The organism is Asanoa sp. NPDC049573, from assembly GCF_040676615.1.
In the GTDB taxonomy this organism is placed as follows: domain Bacteria; phylum Actinomycetota; class Actinomycetes; order Mycobacteriales; family Micromonosporaceae; genus Asanoa.
Genome location: NZ_JBFAPI010000039.1, coordinates 1 through 16,797 on the forward strand (window position 1 = coordinate 1; position 16,797 = coordinate 16,797).

A 16,797-nucleotide genomic window follows, 5' to 3' on the forward strand; every position below is an offset into this window, starting at 1 on the left:
CCGGCCTGTCCAGCCTCGGCCGCTGGTACACCTCCGGCCCCTACAACCTCAACCCCGTCGCCGGCCGCCTCGTCCTCGGCAACTGGTGACACCGCGTGGGGTCCCGGCGAACACCGGGACCCCACGATCGGGTTCGCCCCGACTCGCCTGACCACCATCACGTCGCCCGCCGCCGGCAACCCGCCCCGTAGCCGCGGCACGACCGACCGCTCACCGTACGCAGACTCAGCGACATAAGTGTCCCGGCAGAGCCAGCGACGAAGATCAGCGTCTGCGCGCAACCAAGCGCACTGTCGACGAGCATTCCTGGGCCGTTGACGTCGCTGGAGGCGGGCGACCTGGAGCCGGTCTGAGAACGCCTGATCATCGAGGCTACGCGGCCGGACGAAGCGGGCGACGCTCGCGGACAGGGCCTCGTTGGCGCCTGCGGTCGAGCTCGGCGCGTAGCTAATGGGCGACGCGGGGGCAGCCTGAAACCACGGTCCGGAGCAGTAGCAGGTCACCTAGTCGGTGCCGAGCATGCGGGTCATCACAGCCCCGACGTTCGGAACGTCCGATCGGAGATCAGCTATACTTTTGTCTCCATCAATGGGAGATACGGACTGTCGTGCCCAGTTTCGGAACCTTGCTCCGGACATATCGCATCGAACGGCGGATGACGCAGGAAACACTCGCCGCACGGTCCGGCGTCAGCAGCCGCTCGATCGTCGAGATGGAGCGAGGACAGCGCAGCCCACGACAGAAGACGTTGGAGCACCTGGCCGACGCGCTCGACCTGGCCGATGAGGCCCGGTCCGCGTTCGTCGAGGCCGGCGAAACCCGGCGTTGGTCCGCGCGCTCCGATCCGGTGGGTCACGCACCGCCTTCGACACCCGGCGAGACCGGCCCGCGTCAGCTACCCGCTGATCTGCCCGACTTCGTCGGTTATGACGAGGAGCTGGCGGCCCTCAGCGTGGCCCTCGCCCCCGCCGCCGGCGGCGGCACGGTGGTTTCGATCTCCGGCGCACCCGGGATGGGCAAAACGGTGCTAGCCGTCCACCTCGCTCACCGGGTCGCCGCCTGGTACCCCGATGGCCTGCTCTACGTGCCGCTCGGCGGCTCCGGTCCAAGTCCCGTCGACCCGAGCGACGCCTTGAGCCACCTGCTGCGCACGGTTACCGGGGAACAGGGACCCGGACACGGCGACCGCGCGTGGCAGCAGGCGGCGTTCCGGACCGCCCTCGCCGACCGCCGGATTCTCCTCGTCCTCGACGACGCCTCCGGATATGCGCAGGTCTCGCCGCTGCTGACCGCCGGACGGTCGGCCGTCCTAGTGACGAGTCGCCTGCCGCTGACGGGGCTACCCGTCACGGCGACGGTCGATCTGCAGTCGTTGCCGGAACCGGACGCACTTCGGCTGCTCGGCCGGATCGCTGGACAACGGCGGATCGCGGAGGGCAGGCAGGCGGCCGTCAGCCTGGTACGCATGTGCGGTGGACATCCCCTGGCGATCCGGGTGCTCGGTGCCCGCCTGGCGGCTCGCCCGGACTGGGGGACCGGGGGCCTACTGGGCCAGATGGCCGACGAACGCCACCGGTTGGACGAGTTCCGTCACGGCGACCTCGCGCTGCGATCGCCGCTGGAGCAGGCGTACCGGAACCTGACCCCGCTGGCCGGATTGGGCTTCGCCTTGCTCGGTGGCCTGCGGGTCAGCACATTCCCGGAATGGGTGTCGAGCGTACTGCTCGACCTGGACCGCCCGTCCGGCGCCACAGTCCTTCAAGAGCTGCTCGACGCCCGTCTGCTGGAGCCGGCTGGGCTGGACGTCGTGACCCAACCCCGCTACCGATTCCATGAAGTGGTGGCCCTTCTCGCGCGGGAGCGACACGCCACCGTCTCCCCGACGAAGGTGCGGGCGGCGCTCGGCCGTCTGCTCGAGGCCACGCTTTTTCTTTCCGGGGTCGCGTACGAACGCCTCCGAGAGGCCGCGCTCACGAAGCAGGAAACCCAGTCAACCGAGCCGCGCTGCCCGGAGCGGCCGTCGGAGCTGGTGGCCCGCCGACCACGCGACTGGTTCGTCGCCGAGCGGGAGTTCCTCAGCTACCTCGTGGAGGTCTCCGACGGCGCCGGATTGCACGAATCTGCCGCTACGCTGAGTGCCCTGGTCGAACGTGTGCGGCGACTCTGTGAGGGCGGCCACGAGGCCGTCGTGACGAAAACGCAGAACTTGCAGGCTGATCTTTACAGCCCCGCCGAAACCTCGACCCATCGCTGAAGCCGAGCTTCGGCGTCGACGCCCTCGGGCATGGCAACGACGGCCCGCCAGGGAATCCCCGAGCGGGCCGTCGTGTGTGCGGTGTGGAACGGTCACCCGTCGCTTTCCGGCGCCGGCAGATAGCTGTCGGGCACCTGGTCCGGAGTCAGGATCTTGTCCTCACCCGGGTACGGAGCGCGCCAGTTGTGTGCCTGGTACCAGGTGAAGTGGCCCATGACCACCGGGTTGGCGTAGTCCGGGATCGCGTTCGGACCCGTCAACTGCTGCTTGTGCTGCCAGGCCGTCCACGCGTCAACGGTCTGCCGCATCTCTGCCGGCACGGTCGACGCCTCGGTCCGCGCCCGAAGAGTCGCGGCGTCCAACCCGGGCGGGGTGTCATTGCCGCAGGCCGGCGCAGTGGCCAGGCCCTGCGTCAGCGGCACCTGGTTCGGCAGCGCCGTGAACGGCGTGAAGTCGGGCTTGTTGGTGAACGCCCGGCTCATCGGGGTGGCGGCGCTGTCCTTCTGGTTCATCGGCTGGACCCCAAGGATCTGCTCGATGGTGCGGATCATGGTGATCTGCGTGTAGTAGGTGCTGTCGACCGTGCCGTGCTGAGCCCACGGACTGATGATCTGCACCGGGCCACGCGCGCCGTCGACGTGGTCGACGCCGTCCTGGGTGTCGTCCTCGATCACGAAGATCGCGGAGTCCTTCCAGTACTTGCTGTGCGAGATGGTGTCGACGATCTTGCCGACGGCCACGTCGTTGTCGGCGACCTGGGCCACCGCGTTCGGCGGACCACCGGTGTGGTCGCTGGAGAGCCAGAACATGTTCAGATTGGCCGGACCATTGGCGTCGAAATCACGCTTCCAGATCTCGTACCGGTAGATGTCCGGGATGTTGAGGTCGTACTTGGGATAGGAGTGCACCGTGATCGCGTTCAGCGACGGAATCGGCGACTGCGTGTCGGTCTTGATCGTGGTGTCCTGACCGGTCGCCGCCATGTTCCGGGCGTCGCAATAGAAGTTCTGCCAGGTCGCGCCCGCGGGGACGGTCTCGAATTGCGTGAACTCACCGAAGTTCCGCGCGGTGTTGCCGGCGGCCTGGGCACCGGTCCAGAGGAAACCGGAGCGCTGGTGACCCAGCGCGTCGTCTTCGGTGTCGTAGCTGCGCTGGTAGAGGCCCGCGCTCGACTCCGTGTACTCGGGGTTGTCCGCCTGCATCAGCCAGTTGTGGCCCTCGGCGGAGTTCGTGCCGATGTCGTAGGTGTTGTCGTAGAGACCGAACTGGCGCGCGAGAGCGTGCTGGTTCGGGGTGACCTGCTCACCGAACTGGGCCAGCGACGGGTCGCCATTGCCGCGGAGGTCGTCACCGAACATCTGGTCGTACGAGCGGTTCTCCTTGACCACCAGGAAGACGTGCTTGATGGTCGACGGGTCACCGAGGCGCTTGGGGATCGGCACGGGCTTGGCACGCTTGCCGTTGGCCAGCTTGACGTCGTTGTTGCCCCAGCCGTTCTGCGCGAAGACGGTCGCCGTGGACTTGGCGGTCACCTGGTCGGCCGGCAGGTGGAAGCGCAGCAGCGATCCGGTCGAGTCGTGGGTGTTGTGCCCGGTGGCGGGGTTGGTGCCGGGACCCTTGCTGATGGTGCGTGTCGGCCCGCGCTCGCCGATGCCGCGGGTGTTGGTGACGATCACCTCGTCACCGACGGTGGTCACCTCCTCCGGGTAGTAGTCCGTGGGAAGCAGGCCGACGTAGCTGACCGGTTCCTGGGGCTTGGTGAACCGGTAGACCGCGATCGCGTTCGCGCGGCCGAGAGTGACCAGCAGATGGCCGTCGTTGGTCAGCGTCACGCCGTTCGGTGCGTACCCGACCGACGACTGCGGCCACGGCCGGGTGGCGATCGTCTGTACGACCTTGTCGCGGGACGTGTCGATGACCGAAACCTGGTCGTCGAACGTGTCGGTGACGAACAGAGCGCCACGCGCGGCGTGCAGCGCGGTCGGGTGCAGACCGACGTCGATCGAGCCGACCGCGGCCGTCGGGTCGCTGACGTCGATCACGCTCACGGTGCCGGTCGTCGTGGCACCCGTGACCGGGTTGGCGGGCACCTGCGTTCCGTACGAGTTCATCGTCGTCTCGCCGGGCTTGGCTGCCCGCCCGCCCTCGTTGCTGACGTAGAGCTTCTTGCCGACCAGCGCGAGACCGCGCGGCGCGGTACCAACGCTCCAACTCTGCTGGATCGCGCCGGTCGCGGCGTCCATCGCCACGACGCGGTTCTGGCCGTTGACGGCGGCGTACACGGTCCTGCCGTCAGCGGTGAAGACGGCCTGCGCCGGCAGCGCCTTCTTCGCGCCCTGCGCCGCGATCGTCGCGAACACCGGCGTGCCGAGGGTGCCATCGGCGTTGACCGGGAAGCGGTTGAAGCCGTCGATCTGCGGCAGCCAGAGGGTCCGGCCGTCCGGTGAATAGGCCGGCCCTTCCTGCCCGACGTTGTTGTTGGCGATGCGCACGCCGGCAGTGGCGGCCGTCCCGGCCTGCTGCAGCACCTTGTAGTTCTTCAGGTCGACGATGGTCAGAGCGATGGAGCGGTCGTTGGTGAGTGCCGCGAGGAAGCGGCCGTCCGGGCTGATCGTCGAGGCGAGCAGCTTGCCGTTGTCGACCAGGAGGCGCTCACCGATCGGCTTGATGACCTGGTCGCTAGGCAGTTGCAGCCCGGCCTTGGTGGTCTGGCCGACCTGATTCGTGCCGAACACCGCTGTGGAGCCGTAGGCGACGCCCCCGCCGGCGACGAGCACGGCGGCGGTGGCGGACACGATGACACGGATCCGGCGACCGGTCGGCCCGCCGAAGAGACCATGCTTGGCTTTTGTGACGCGCTGGCGCGTGACTTGCATGAAGTTAGTCCTTCTCCGCGCTGTGCAGCAGGTCGACGTTCCCGTCGAACTGCCACAAGGGATTGGGCGCGTCCCCGTCCGGGGTGCGCACCTGGAAGTAGCCGTTGACCTCCTTCGGCCCGTCTCCGTCGGCGACGTACCGCCCGTCCGCGGTCACGTCGAGCTGGTAGATGGCGCTGCCGACGGCAGTCGCGCCGGGCAGGTGCCAGGACACGACACACCGCCAGTCGTTGCCCGGTCCCTCGTCGAGGACAGGGGAGCCGCCCTTGTCGCACGACGCGGTGGCGCCCAGCTCCGCCTCGGTGACGTCAGGGCGGTGAAGCTGTGCGGTCTGCAGCCGGTACAGGTGGGCGAACGAGGTGGCGAGCGAGTCCTGCAGCTTCCGCTGCTCGATCCCCGAGCCGGTGTGCGGGGTCGCGCCGACCAGCACACCTGCGGTGAGCGCGACCACGGCGACCAGGGGCAGCAGTGCCGCGCCGAGGACGCGCCGGCCCGACCCTTCGTACGCCAGATCGGTGAAGTCACGGCGGAGGAACAGCCGGTAGGCCAGCGCCGTGGCGACAACCGCCCACAAGAGACTCACCGCCAGACCGACGAGCAGCGGTCCGGCCTGTGCCGGGCTCGTGAACAGGCCGCGCCAGGCGAGGAATGCGTGGCTTGGCAGGGCCAGCCGGACGGCCACCGGCAGCGGGAGGAACTCGGTGAGTTGCAGGGCGAACGCGAGCAGCGCCGGCAGCAGCAGCCCCATCGGAGAGCGGCCCAGGGCCACCGACCCGAGCAGGCCGACGGCGGCGAACGCCAGCGTCGGCGCCACCGCGCAGACCCACGCGAGCACGACAGTGCCGGCGGCGTTTCCCGGTGACAGTAGGTGGCCGTCGAGGCCGACGAGCGGCCGGTTGCCGACGGCTACCAGCCCGCCGGCGATGCCCGAGGCGGCCAGTCCGGTCACGAGCAGGAGGATGACGGTGACGCTCGCAAGCGTCTTGGCCACGAAGATCCGCCTCGGCGAGCGCACCGCCACGAGGAGATGGCGCCACGTTCCGAGCCGGTCCTCGACGGCGAAGATGTCGCCGGCGACCAGCGCGGTCAGCAGCGGCAGCGCCCAGGTGGTGGCGAAGCCCAGCACCACCAGCGATCCCGCCCAGCCGGTCCCGTGCATCAGCCGGCCGAAGACCGTGTCGGCGGGCAACGAGCTCTGCTGGCTCACGATCGCCACGAAAACCGCGGGCGCGACCCAGCACGCCACGATCAACAGCCGGATCCGCCATTGCGAGAGCATCTTGACCAGCTCGAACCGGTAGCTGCTCCGCACGGGCGCCGGCCGGGCGGCGCTGCGCGGCGCGGCGCGGGTCGTGGTCATCGTGCGTCCTCCCGGTCGGTCTGCGTGGCCCCCGGGCCGGTCCCGGTCAGGGCCAGGAACGCGGCCTCCAACGGCGGCACGACGGGTGCGAACTCGCGCAGGGCCACGCCGCCGCGCACCAAACGCACCACCAGGTCGTCGAGGACCGGCACGGACCCGCGGACCACCAGCGCTTCCGGGTCCGAACGGACACCGGGGTCGCGCTCACGCAGCACGTCGAGACCGGGCGTCTCCGCGGCCACCCGTTCAGCGGCCGCCACGTCCGAGGTGAGCAGCCGGTAGTCCAGCGTGTCCCGTTCCGCGGCGAGCTTGCTCACGGGCCCGGAAAAGACGACCCGACCGGTGGCCAGGATGGTGACCTCGGAGCAGAGCACGGCGAGGTCGTCCATCCGGTGGCTGGACAGCACCACCGCAACGCCGTCCGCGGCCAACCCGCTGATCACGCGACGCACATGGTGCCTGCCCGCCGGGTCCAGGCCGTTGGCCGGCTCGTCGAGGACGAGCAGTCGCGGTTTGGTGAGCAGCGCGGCAGCCAGTCCGAGCCGTTGGCGCATCCCGAGCGAGAAGCCGCGGACCGGGTCATCGGCGACGTCGGCGAGGCCGACCTGCTCGAGCGCCGCGCCGACGCCGGCGGCGCGCTCGGCCCCTTGGCCGCGCAGCGCGGCCAGGGCGGAGAGGTTCTGCCGCGCGGTGAGCGAGGGATACAGTCCGGGTCCGTCCACAAAGCCCGCCACACCCTCGGGTACGGATAGCGTCCGCCCGACCGGCGTGCCAAGCACCTCGAGGCGGCCGCTGTCGGCGACCGCCAGTCCCAGCAGCAGGCCGAGCAGGGTCGTCTTGCCCGCGCCATTCGGGCCGACCAAGCCATGGACCTGGCCCTCCGCGACGTCGAGGTCGACGCCGTCCAACGCCACGACCTCGCCGAAGTGCTTCACGAGAGCGCGAGCGCGGACTGCCAGGGTGGAAGTCATCTGTCCCCTTTGATTCGTTGCCAGCACAGCAACCTAGGGACCGTGGTTTGCGACCGAACGGCATCAATCCAAACGTTCGGCGAACCCGCTCCGACAGGCCGATGGCGTGGTCGCCCGTTCGGCCACGCTGGGCCGGATCGTGCTGTACGGGACCACGGGCTATGTCGGCTGGCTCACCGCGCGGGAGATGGTCGCGCAGAAGTTGCTGGACGGCGGACACACCGCAGCCACGATCGCGATCGACCCGGGCCAGATCAAGGGTGTCAGGCCTGTGCCATTCGCGCAGATCCGCTCGGGCCTGCCGGTGCTCTCCAACCCGAGCAACAAGCGGAAGTCGGTGTCGCTTACCCGCAAGCAGTTCCGCTACGGCTTCTACTTCAGCAAGGCCTCACCGGCGGCGGCAAGGACCATACCGTTCCCGAAAAGGTCGCCCGGGCCGTACAAGCTTTACGCGGGTTCCACCGCAACCACCGACTACCGATCGTTCGCCGACCGCGGCCACTCGCTGGTCTTCGACCACGGCTGGCGGGAAATCGTCGACTTCACCGTCGACTGGCTAAAATGCCAAGGCCTCTGACGCGAGTACGCACGCCTGTCGTTCGTAGCCCGGCCGCTCTGCGCCGGTGTACCGAGGGCCTGGCTTGATACCCGCCACCGAAATGGTGAGCGACCTTGTCATTCCGGTGGTCGCCCACGTGGTGCTGCCTCCGCTTGGCTAACGCATCGCGGCGACCGCGGCGTCCACTTCCGCGACGGCGTCCGGGCTGAAGGCGCGCCGCGGTACCGCGATCGACCTGCGAGTAAGCACCGAGTCGAACAACCAGTAGTCGGGCGTCGCGCGGTGCGACCGCAGCGCCTCCCAGCGGTGCTGGGTCGAGGTTCCGCCCAGGGTGATGCGCACGCCTTCGTCGGTGAACGCGTAGGCGAGGTCGACAGCCGGGCCACCCGCCGCCATCCGGCGCCAGGTTCGGCGCAGTGACCGGTCAAAGGTCAGGGGGAGGGCGACCACGGCGCCCGCGAGCACAACGATGCCGGCCGGCACGCTGATAAGCAACGCACCCAGTCCCATAAGGACCATGGCTCCGCTGAGGATCAGGAGCCGTCGCCTTCCTGAAGTCAGCACCATACGGCGGAAGGCCGGGTAGTCGAGCGCGGCACGACCCTCGATGTGCACCGTCATGTTGTCCTTTCAGCGTCGTCAGCTCGCCTCCTGCGCCAGCAGGACAGAAGCCCTACCGTTGGGAGCGACAAGAGGACAGGCGGCGTCACACCTGCGCACGACGGGGGCGGCTACCAGGCCCGCGATGAAGCCCTGCACAGGTTCGACCCCCCCACGACGCGTCAAGATGCGCCCTCCGTGCGCATCGAGACAAGCCCCGATCGGGTACGCAGGTTCGGGCAACCTGGTCGAGGCGGACGCGCTCGCCAGCGCGGCAGGCGTGGCTCCGAATCGCGCTCACCTCGCCCGTGTCGCGCAGCCCGCCGGACACGACAGTCGTGTCGGAACGCCCAGGCCGTCGACCTCGCCGGTGTTACGCATGCCGCGCAAGCGGATAACTAGTTGTGCGGCTGCGTGGATGGTGAGCTGGCCGAATCCGGCGGGTCATCATCGGCCGGAGTGGTGGGATCAGGATCTGCTGGACTTGTTTCGTCGTCATCGGACGTCGGCGGTGCCGTCGGCTCGCTCGGCGCCGATGCCTGGGGCGACGGGGTCGACTCCGGTTCGGCGGGATCGTCGCCGTCCGCAGCGACGCCGTCGCCGTCGCCGGGGCCGCGACCGTCCGGTGCGGGGCCGCCGGTGCCATTGCCGGCCGGGGTCAGCCCGGGAGGAGCAGGCGAGGTTGCCCGATCGCCACCGGTGCTTTGCGTCTCGCCGCCACCGCCGCCGACCGGATCTGTGTCTTCAGTATGGCCGATGTCGCTGGTGGCCGCCGGTGGCCGAGCCCGTTCGCCTGGCAGCGGGAGGAGGTTGGCCGGGTCAGCCAGCGCCAGGACACCCAACAGCGCGGCGGTCCCGACCAGAAGTGCCCCTGCGGCGCGCCACTTCCGGCGACCCGGTGGTGTCGGGAGCGGGTCTTCTGTCGTGGGCACGGCCGCCCGTGCCTCGATGACCGTCGTGGCCGCCCCGACCAGGCAGTTCTCGATAGCGTCGGCCATGTCGATCGCGGTCGGAAACCGCAGGGCGGGATCCTTGGCCAGCGCGGTCGCTACGACGTGACGGAGGGTGGCCGGCACGTCCTCCGGCAGGGCGGGCGGCTCGTCCTGGAGGTGGCGCACCGCGACGGCGACGGCGTTGTCACCGGTGAACGGTGGCTGTCCCGCCAGGCAGTGGTAGGCGACGGCACCTAGCGCGTACACGTCGGTGGCCGGGGTGAGTTCTCCCTTGGCGACCTGTTCGGGCGCCATGTAGAGCGCGGTACCGACCACCTCGTCCGCCCGGGTATGGCCGGCCACCTCGGCGGTGACCGCGACGCCGAAGTCGATCAGGACGACGGTGCCGTCCGGTTCGACGATGAGGTTGCCCGGCTTGACGTCGCGGTGTACGACGCCGGCGTCGTGCACGGCCTGTAGAGAGCGCGCCGCCTGGGCGACGATCGAACAGACCTCCCCGGCGCTCAGGCGACCAGCCTCGGCGATGCGTCGTGACAGTGGCTGGCCCTCGACGCAGGCCATCACGATGAAGGCGACCGACCTGCCGTCCGGGAGCTCCGTTTCGCCGTAGTCGTACACGCCCGCAACTCCCGGGTGGAGCAGGGCCGCCATCGACCGGGCCTCGTTGCGGAACCGAGCTCGCGCCGTCTCGTCAGTCAGCTCGCGCAGAAGCTTGAGCGCGACCGTGCGGCCGAGGACGGTGTCAGTCGCGCGCCACACCTGACCCATGCCGCCGGCGGCGATCCTGGCCTCGAGGCGGTAGCGGTCGTTGACGAGCAACCCGGCGTCGAACATGGTTTCCCGGTACCCGACCGACCGGCTGACATGCGCGGAGACGCATGCTTTCGTGATTCTCTAGCCCGAAATGCTGAACCGGACCGAATGGTGTGACGAAATGCCTCCGCGCGGCGCTATAGCCAAGCGCGCGGGAGCGGGGCTGGACCATCCCGGCGCGCGATTCCGGCGGGGCGTCGGCGATGCTGTGTGCGTGGAGTACGTCTCCAGAGTGCCGCGACCGCCGCTGGACGGGCTGATCGACGACCTCTACTACCTGGAGGGTGCGCCGCCGTACGCCCGGCTGACGTTGCCGCCGATGCCGGCGGCGTTGCTCATCATCAACCTCGGGGCGCCGTTCCGCATCCGCGCCGGCAACGACATCGAGACGGCCGAGTACGCCGACGGCTGCGTGGTCACCACGCCCACCCGCGCGTTCGAGTTCGGCTACCCACGCCCCACCCGGTCCGTCGGCGTGCACATCAAGCCGTGGGGGCTGGCGCCGTTCCTGCAGATGCCCGCGGCCGAGCTGTGTGACCGGCCGGTGACGGTGGAGCAGGTTTGGGGCCGGCCCGCCGTTGCCGAGCTGCGAGACCGGCTGGCCACGGCGGACGGACCGCACGAGATGCTGACGCTGCTCGAGGAGGAGCTGATGCGACGGCTGTGCGAGACCGCCGGCCTGGGGCTGGTCCGCCATACGAGCAGCGTCATCGCGGCGACCAGCGGCGGGGTGGCGATCGGCGACCTGAGCCTGGCAGCCGGCGTCAGCAGTACCCATCTGACACAGCGGTTCAAGGAGCTCGTCGGCGTCACGCCGAAGCGGCTGGCCCGCACCTACCGCTTTGCCGCGACCGTGTTCGCGATCGACCCCGCCGGACCGATCGACTGGGGCGACCTCGCCGGTGGCGCGGGCTACTTCGACCAGGCCCACTTCGGCCACGAGTTCCGGGCGTTCACCGGGCTCACGCCGACCCGGTACGTCGAAATCCGGCGGCGGTTCCTGCGCGAACATCCCGGCCATGTGCTGGACGGCTGGCCGCTGCCAGCCGATTGATTTCCTACAAGAGCGACAGCTCACGACACGCTAATTTCGGGGCACCCCAAAGCAGAGGAGAGTCCCGTGGGCAAGGTGGTCATGTACAGCTCGGTGTCGGTGGACGGCTTCGTCGCGGACGAGAATGACATGCCCGGACCGCTGTTCGAATGGTTGGCCAGCGGTGACGTCCCGTTGGACGAGAGCGGCGCTGTGAAGGTGTCGCAGACGTCTTACGACTACACCCGGCCGTACTGGGACCAGATCGGGGTCACGGTCGTCGGCCGCCACGTCTTCGACATGACGGACGGCTGGGACGGGAAGCCTCCCGGCGGGATCGACCACGTGGTCGTCGTGACGCACCGGCCGGCGCCCGAGGGCTGGGACCCCGAGGCGCCGTTTCACTTCGTAGACGGCGTTGAGGCAGCCATGGCCAGGGCGCAGGAGCTCGCGGGTGACCGCATCGTCGAGGTCGCCGCTGGTGACGTCGGTGGCCAGGTGCTCGCCGCGGGCCTGATCGACGAGGTGCGCATGGACGTCGTACCCGTCGTGTTCGGGTCCGGCAAGCGCTACTTCGGATCGGTCCACGCGCAGCACCTGTTGGAGGACCCGGACGTCGTACTTCAGGGCAACCGGGTGCTTCACCTGCGCTATCGAGTGCGCCGTTGACGGATCTGAGCGGGTACGCGACCTTCAGCACTCCGCGTGCAAGCTCCGCAACCGGTTCACGTTAGAGACGCTGACGCAACGGTTCGCCCTTGACGTCTAAGCGACGGACGCCTGTTGGTCAGGGCTGTGGAGACGGTTCGGGTTCGGTTCGGATGGAGCCCGACTTCGACTCGTTGAACTTTTCTCGAACCGCGTCCAGCTCTCGACGTAGTTGGGCGTTGTCCGGGTCGGCGTCGGCAAGGCGATGCCGGATGCTTAGGGCGGCTCGGTAGTGGGTGGTGGCCACGGGGGTGTCGCCCAGGGCGTGGGCCAGGTTCCCGAGTTTCTCGTGGGAGATGGACAGGTCACGTTGGGCTTGGGCGTTGCCGGGGTCGGCGTCGGCCAGGCGCTGCCGGATGGTCAGGGTGGTTTGGTAGTGGGTGGTGGCGGTGGGGGTGTCGTCGACGGCGTTGGCCAGGTTCCCGAGCTTCTCGTGGGAGATGGACAGGTCACCTTGGGCTTGGGCGTTGTCGGGGTCGGCGTCAGCGAGCCGTTGGGCGATGGCCAGGTCGGTTCGGTAGTGGGTGGTGGCGGTGCGGGTGTCGCCGACGGCGATGGCCAGGTCGCCGAGTCGGTTGTGGGAGACGGACAGGTCGCGTTGCGCTTGGGCATTGCCGGGTCCGGCGTCGGCGAGACGTTGTCGGATGGTCAGGGTGGCTTGGTAGTGGGTGGCGGCGGTGCGGGTGTCGCCGACGGCGATGGCCACGTTCCCAAGCTTCTCGTGGGAAACGGACAGGTCCCGCTGGGCTTGCGCGTTGCCGGGATCGGCGTCGGCCAGGCGTTGCCGGATGATCAGGGTGGTTTGGTAGTGGGCGGTAGCGGTGGGGGTGTCGCCGACGGCGTTGGCCAGGTTCCCGAGCTTCTCGTGGGAGATGGATAGGTCGCGCTGGGCTTGGGCGTTGTCGGGATCGGCGTCGGCGAGACGTTGGGCGATTGCCAAGGCGGCTCGGTGGTGAGTGGTGGCGGCTCGGGTGTCGCCCAGGGCCATGGCCAGGTCGCCGAGTCGGTTGTGGGAGATGGATAGGTCGCGCTGGGCTTGGGCGTTGTCGGGATCGGCGTCGGCGAGACGTTGAGTGATGCTCAGGTCGGCTTGGTGGTGGATGGTGGCGGTGCGGGTGTCGCCGACGGCGATGGCCAGGTCCCCGAGTCGGTTGTGGGAGACGGACAGGTCGCGTTGGGCTTGGGCATTGCCACGGTCGGCATCAGCGAGCCGTTGGGCGATTGCCAGGGCGGTTTGGTAGTGGGTGGTGGCGGTGCCGGTGTCGCCGACGGCGACCGCCAGGCCCCCGAGCTTCTCGTGGGAGACCGACAGGTCGCGTAGCGCCACGGCGTTGTCGGGGTCGGCGTCGGCGAGCCGTTGTCGAGTGATCAGGGCAGTTTGGTAGTGGGTGGTGGCGGTGCGGGTGTCGCCGAGGGCGATGGCCAGGTCGCCGAGTCTGTTGTGAGAGACGGACAGGTCGCGTTGGGCTTCCACGCTGTCGGGGTCGGCGTCGCCTCTTTCGACGATCAGCACGTGGTTGCGGTGGAGTCGCTCGGCTCCCGCTCGTGTGTGGCCCGTGGCGAACAGCGCCATCGCCTCACGCTCGAGCAGCAACGAATGGCCGCGGTGGATTGTCGGGATGGCCGCGACGGTCTCGGCGAGAAGGGCGGCGATGGCGGCCGCGCCGATGCCTGATTGAGCAGCGCTGATCGCGAGGCCGGTGAGTTCCTCGTATCGCTGGAGGGCGGCGAGGTGGCGGCAGGCTTCGGCGAGGTCGTCGTAGGTCCCTCCGCCGGTCTTGAGCCGACGCAGGTGCATGTCGAGGGCGCGTTCGTGCCGGTGGGATCGCTGATCGCCTTGGTGGGACTGTAGGGCGTCGCGGAGCCATGGGTGGACGGTGACCCGACCGGAGGGTGCGGGGGACAGCAGGGTCAGATTGGTGAGGCGGCGGGCGTCCGCGACGGTGGCGCGTTGCCGGTCGAGGGTGATGTCGCTGCCGTGTACGGCTAGGGCGAGATCGGTGGCGTCCAGTGATGCGGTGGAGATGGCTGCTTGAAGCAGCAGGTCGTGTTGGGCAGCGGTGAGTAGGTCGAGGAGTTGGTCAAGGAGGATGTCTCGGCTGCCGAGCAGCATCGCCTGGGTGGTGGCGCCGATGGGCGTGCGGTGACCGGTGACGGACAGCCCGTGCTGTTTGGCCAGTTCGCGGAGTTTGCCGGTGACGGGTCGCAGATTGCTGCGTCCGTCCCGCAGGAGAGCATCGACGAACTCGATCAGGCGGGGGTGACCGCCGATGGTGGCCATGACGAGCTGTTGGTCGTCGGACGGGATGGTGCGCAAGGCGGGGAGTCGGGTGAACAGGCGTCGCAGCTCATTGACGGTCAGCCCGGGTAGGTGGACGTTGGCGAGGAAGGTGTCGTCGGGCATCGGGTAGCGGCTGGTGATCAGAAGGCGGCCGCGGTTGGCGGCCCTGCACAGTCCGCTGAATATCTCTTGGAAGGTGTCGTCGCGGAATGTGGCGCAGCCGTCGGTGAGGTTCTGTTCGAAGTCGTCGAAGACCAGCAGGAGGCGGGCTTGCGCTAGCAGCCCTTCGACGATCTTCAGCTTTACCGCGTCGTCCCCGGGCCCGGCGAGCGTCGCGGCCACGTCGACTAGCTGCGGAACGTGACTGATGCCCTTCGCGGTCTCGGCGAACAGGTGTGGTGGGTTGAATCGGCCCTCTTGGACGACGACGAGCCAACCTTGTCGGCGGATCCGGGAGATCGCGCGTCCGGCGAGCGCGGTCTTGCCGATTCCACCAATGCCGGTGATCACCACGCCCGCAGTCGCACCGAACCGGTCAGTCGCCGCCGGTGTGCCGCGCAGCACAGATAGGACGGTGCGCAGCTCGGGGCGGCGGCCGATGAGGTACCCCAGCGGCAGTTCGCGTACGGCGCCACCGGGCGGCGGAAGAGTTGGTTCGGCGAGCGGCGCCTCTTCGGCGGCAGTGTCGATCAACGGGGGATCGTCGCCTGCGGCTAGCAGGGTCGCGATCCCGTATTCAGGTTGGCGAACCCGACCGCCCGCGCGTGCGGCCCGCGTGTAGCGGGCCTCGACGCTGCGTCGCGCATGCGCCAGCGCCGCGGCCACCGAAATCTTGGCCTTACCCGCCAAGGTCTCGTAGAGGGCCGCGGCCAACTCGGTGGCGTAGTCATCGGTCACCGCGCTGAGCATGGCGATGACCCGGTCTGCGCCGCGGCGGACCAAGGTCGCGGCCAGGCCATTCGCTTGGGCGGCGCCGGCGCACGCGGACAGGACGATCAGGGGGAGCGGCCGGCTGGTGCGTCCCAGCGTGTCGACGAGTTCGTCGGCGTCGACCTGGACCGGGTCGCCGTCCTCATTCTCCAACTCCACGCTGGTAGGCGATCCGTGCGCGGACAGGTGCAGCACGTGGTACTGAGCCTCGTTCAAGGCTTTCTCGATCTGCTCCAGGCTGCCGACCTCGAGAATCGTGACTTGCGCCCGCTGGCTGCCCTCCACACCGGCGACCGCGTCGAGGATCGCCTGCATTTCCGCTTCGACATCGAGCGGGGCGTTCTTCGTTCGGGTCTCGAACGGTGCAGCAATCGCTGCGAGGATCTTCAATGGCCCCGGCAGCGACGGCGTGGACGACCGCATCGCGTCGGCGAGCCGTCGGGTGACCGTCACCCCCGGTGCTAGGACGAGCGGGCGGCCGCCGGGAAGTTGGAGCAGCTCGAACGGCAACGAGGCGGTGAGATCGTCGGCGATCACGGCGACGTCGACCGCCGATCCGAACCCTGACCCGTCCACCACGGCCGCCAGATCGGCGAGCCCAGCTTCGCCGAAGATCGCATCGGTCAGGCGCCGGCCAGCCTCCGCGAGACGCTCCGCGGTCGCAGCACCGTCGAGAGGTAGCGCCACCCACGCTTCCACCACGCCGAGCGGTAGCCGGCTCGTCCGCTCTGCGGTCGCGCCGGCGAGCGTCGTACGGGAGCGCAGCTGACCATCTCGCCAGTTGACCTCGATTCGCACCTCGGAACGCAGCCCGACCGCACCGGACGCCGCTGTTCCAGCGTCCGGCAGCGTGGCCGGGCCGGTCAGCATCGGCAAATCCGGCTCCGACCCGAGATCGGGCGCTACGTGCGCCGGCCGGTTCAGAATCGTCCGGATCAACGACTCCGCGCCCTCCACCGACATGCTGTCCACCCGATAGGTGGACAGCGTGCGAGGCCCCAGCCACAACGGGAGGTCATCGGCGGAACGTCCGGCCAGGAGGACCGGTAACACCCGAGGCATCCATGCCTGGCGGTCGGTGTAGATCAGCTCTCGCATCAACGCGGCTTCGAACTGCACGCCCCGACCATCATCAGCAGCCGCGTCAGGCTCGCTCCTCCGTTTGTAGGCCGGCGACGCCACCACCACCACGAAGTCCGCAGCGGTCGCTTCACGCTGCATCCATAACGGCCAGTCCGTCCGCCGGGCCGACTCCGCGATATCGAGGACTGCATCGACGCCGGCTTTGGTCCGCAACATGATCCACAATTGGCGGACCGCCTCGACGTGCTCGTCAGACTCGTGCGCGTACGAAATAAAGACCCGTACAGGGCGACTCCGCCGAACAGCCGACGACGCAACATCCACTTCGTGCCCCCACCCGAGCCCGACAGACAGCCCACTCTAAACAACCGGTAAC

General features: G+C 69.1%; 10 protein-coding genes. 4 read left to right on the plus strand and 6 right to left on the minus strand.

Annotated elements, in window-relative coordinates:
- Positions 1–607 precede the first annotated feature (607 nt).
- On the plus strand, positions 608–2,254 hold the full coding sequence (locus AB0J74_RS38070; protein WP_363457912.1) for an NB-ARC domain-containing protein: 1,647 nt from the start codon (positions 608–610) through the stop codon (positions 2,252–2,254).
- A 92-nt stretch (positions 2,255–2,346) separates the two neighbouring features.
- Here the strand turns inward: AB0J74_RS38070 and AB0J74_RS38075 are convergent, their stop codons facing one another.
- Genes AB0J74_RS38075 through AB0J74_RS38085 form a run of 3 tightly spaced genes read right to left on the minus strand, consistent with a single transcriptional unit; the run spans position 2,347 to position 7,461 of the window.
- Entirely contained in the window at positions 2,347–5,130 is a 2,784-nt protein-coding gene (locus tag AB0J74_RS38075; RefSeq protein ID WP_363457915.1) for an alkaline phosphatase family protein, read from the minus strand.
- Between the two features lie 4 nt (positions 5,131–5,134).
- Positions 5,135–6,490 carry an ABC transporter permease gene (locus AB0J74_RS38080; RefSeq protein ID WP_363457918.1) on the minus strand — a complete coding sequence of 452 codons (1,356 nt, stop codon included), beginning with the start codon at positions 6,488–6,490 and terminating at the stop codon, positions 5,135–5,137.
- On the minus strand, positions 6,487–7,461 hold the full coding sequence (locus AB0J74_RS38085) for an ABC transporter ATP-binding protein (RefSeq protein ID WP_363457921.1): 975 nt from the start codon (positions 7,459–7,461) through the stop codon (positions 6,487–6,489). The genes AB0J74_RS38080 and AB0J74_RS38085 overlap by 4 nt, the downstream gene beginning before the upstream one ends.
- Positions 7,462–7,567: 106 nt before the next feature.
- Between AB0J74_RS38085 and AB0J74_RS38090 the strand changes: the two genes are divergently transcribed.
- The gene (locus AB0J74_RS38090) at positions 7,568–8,038 is read left to right on the plus strand and encodes a hypothetical protein (protein WP_363457924.1); all 471 of its coding nucleotides are present in this window, start codon (positions 7,568–7,570) and stop codon (positions 8,036–8,038) included.
- A gap of 138 nt (positions 8,039–8,176) precedes the next feature.
- Here the strand turns inward: AB0J74_RS38090 and AB0J74_RS38095 are convergent, their stop codons facing one another.
- Both AB0J74_RS38095 and AB0J74_RS38100 read right to left on the minus strand, forming a co-directional pair.
- Positions 8,177–8,641 (minus strand): YcxB family protein, encoded by a 465-nt coding sequence (locus AB0J74_RS38095; protein WP_363457926.1) that lies wholly within the window; start codon positions 8,639–8,641, stop codon positions 8,177–8,179.
- Positions 8,642–9,018: 377 nt separating this feature from the next.
- Positions 9,019–10,407 (minus strand): protein kinase, encoded by a 1,389-nt coding sequence (locus tag AB0J74_RS38100; RefSeq protein WP_363457929.1) that lies wholly within the window; start codon positions 10,405–10,407, stop codon positions 9,019–9,021.
- A 193-nt stretch (positions 10,408–10,600) separates the two neighbouring features.
- Here AB0J74_RS38100 and AB0J74_RS38105 point away from each other — a divergent pair, with 193 nt between their 5' ends.
- Together AB0J74_RS38105 and AB0J74_RS38110 are read left to right on the plus strand one after the other, a co-directional pair.
- Complete coding sequence (locus tag AB0J74_RS38105; RefSeq protein ID WP_363457931.1) at positions 10,601–11,440, plus strand: helix-turn-helix domain-containing protein; 840 nt, start codon at positions 10,601–10,603, stop codon at positions 11,438–11,440.
- Between the two features lie 66 nt (positions 11,441–11,506).
- Complete coding sequence (locus tag AB0J74_RS38110) at positions 11,507–12,088, plus strand: dihydrofolate reductase family protein (RefSeq protein ID WP_363457934.1); 582 nt, start codon at positions 11,507–11,509, stop codon at positions 12,086–12,088.
- A gap of 118 nt (positions 12,089–12,206) precedes the next feature.
- On the opposite strand, the gene AB0J74_RS38115 is transcribed toward AB0J74_RS38110, so the two are convergent.
- A complete protein-coding gene (locus AB0J74_RS38115) occupies positions 12,207–16,745 on the minus strand; it encodes a CHAT domain-containing protein (protein WP_363457937.1) in 4,539 nt (1,512 codons plus the stop codon).
- Between the last annotated feature and the right edge of the window lie 52 nt (positions 16,746–16,797).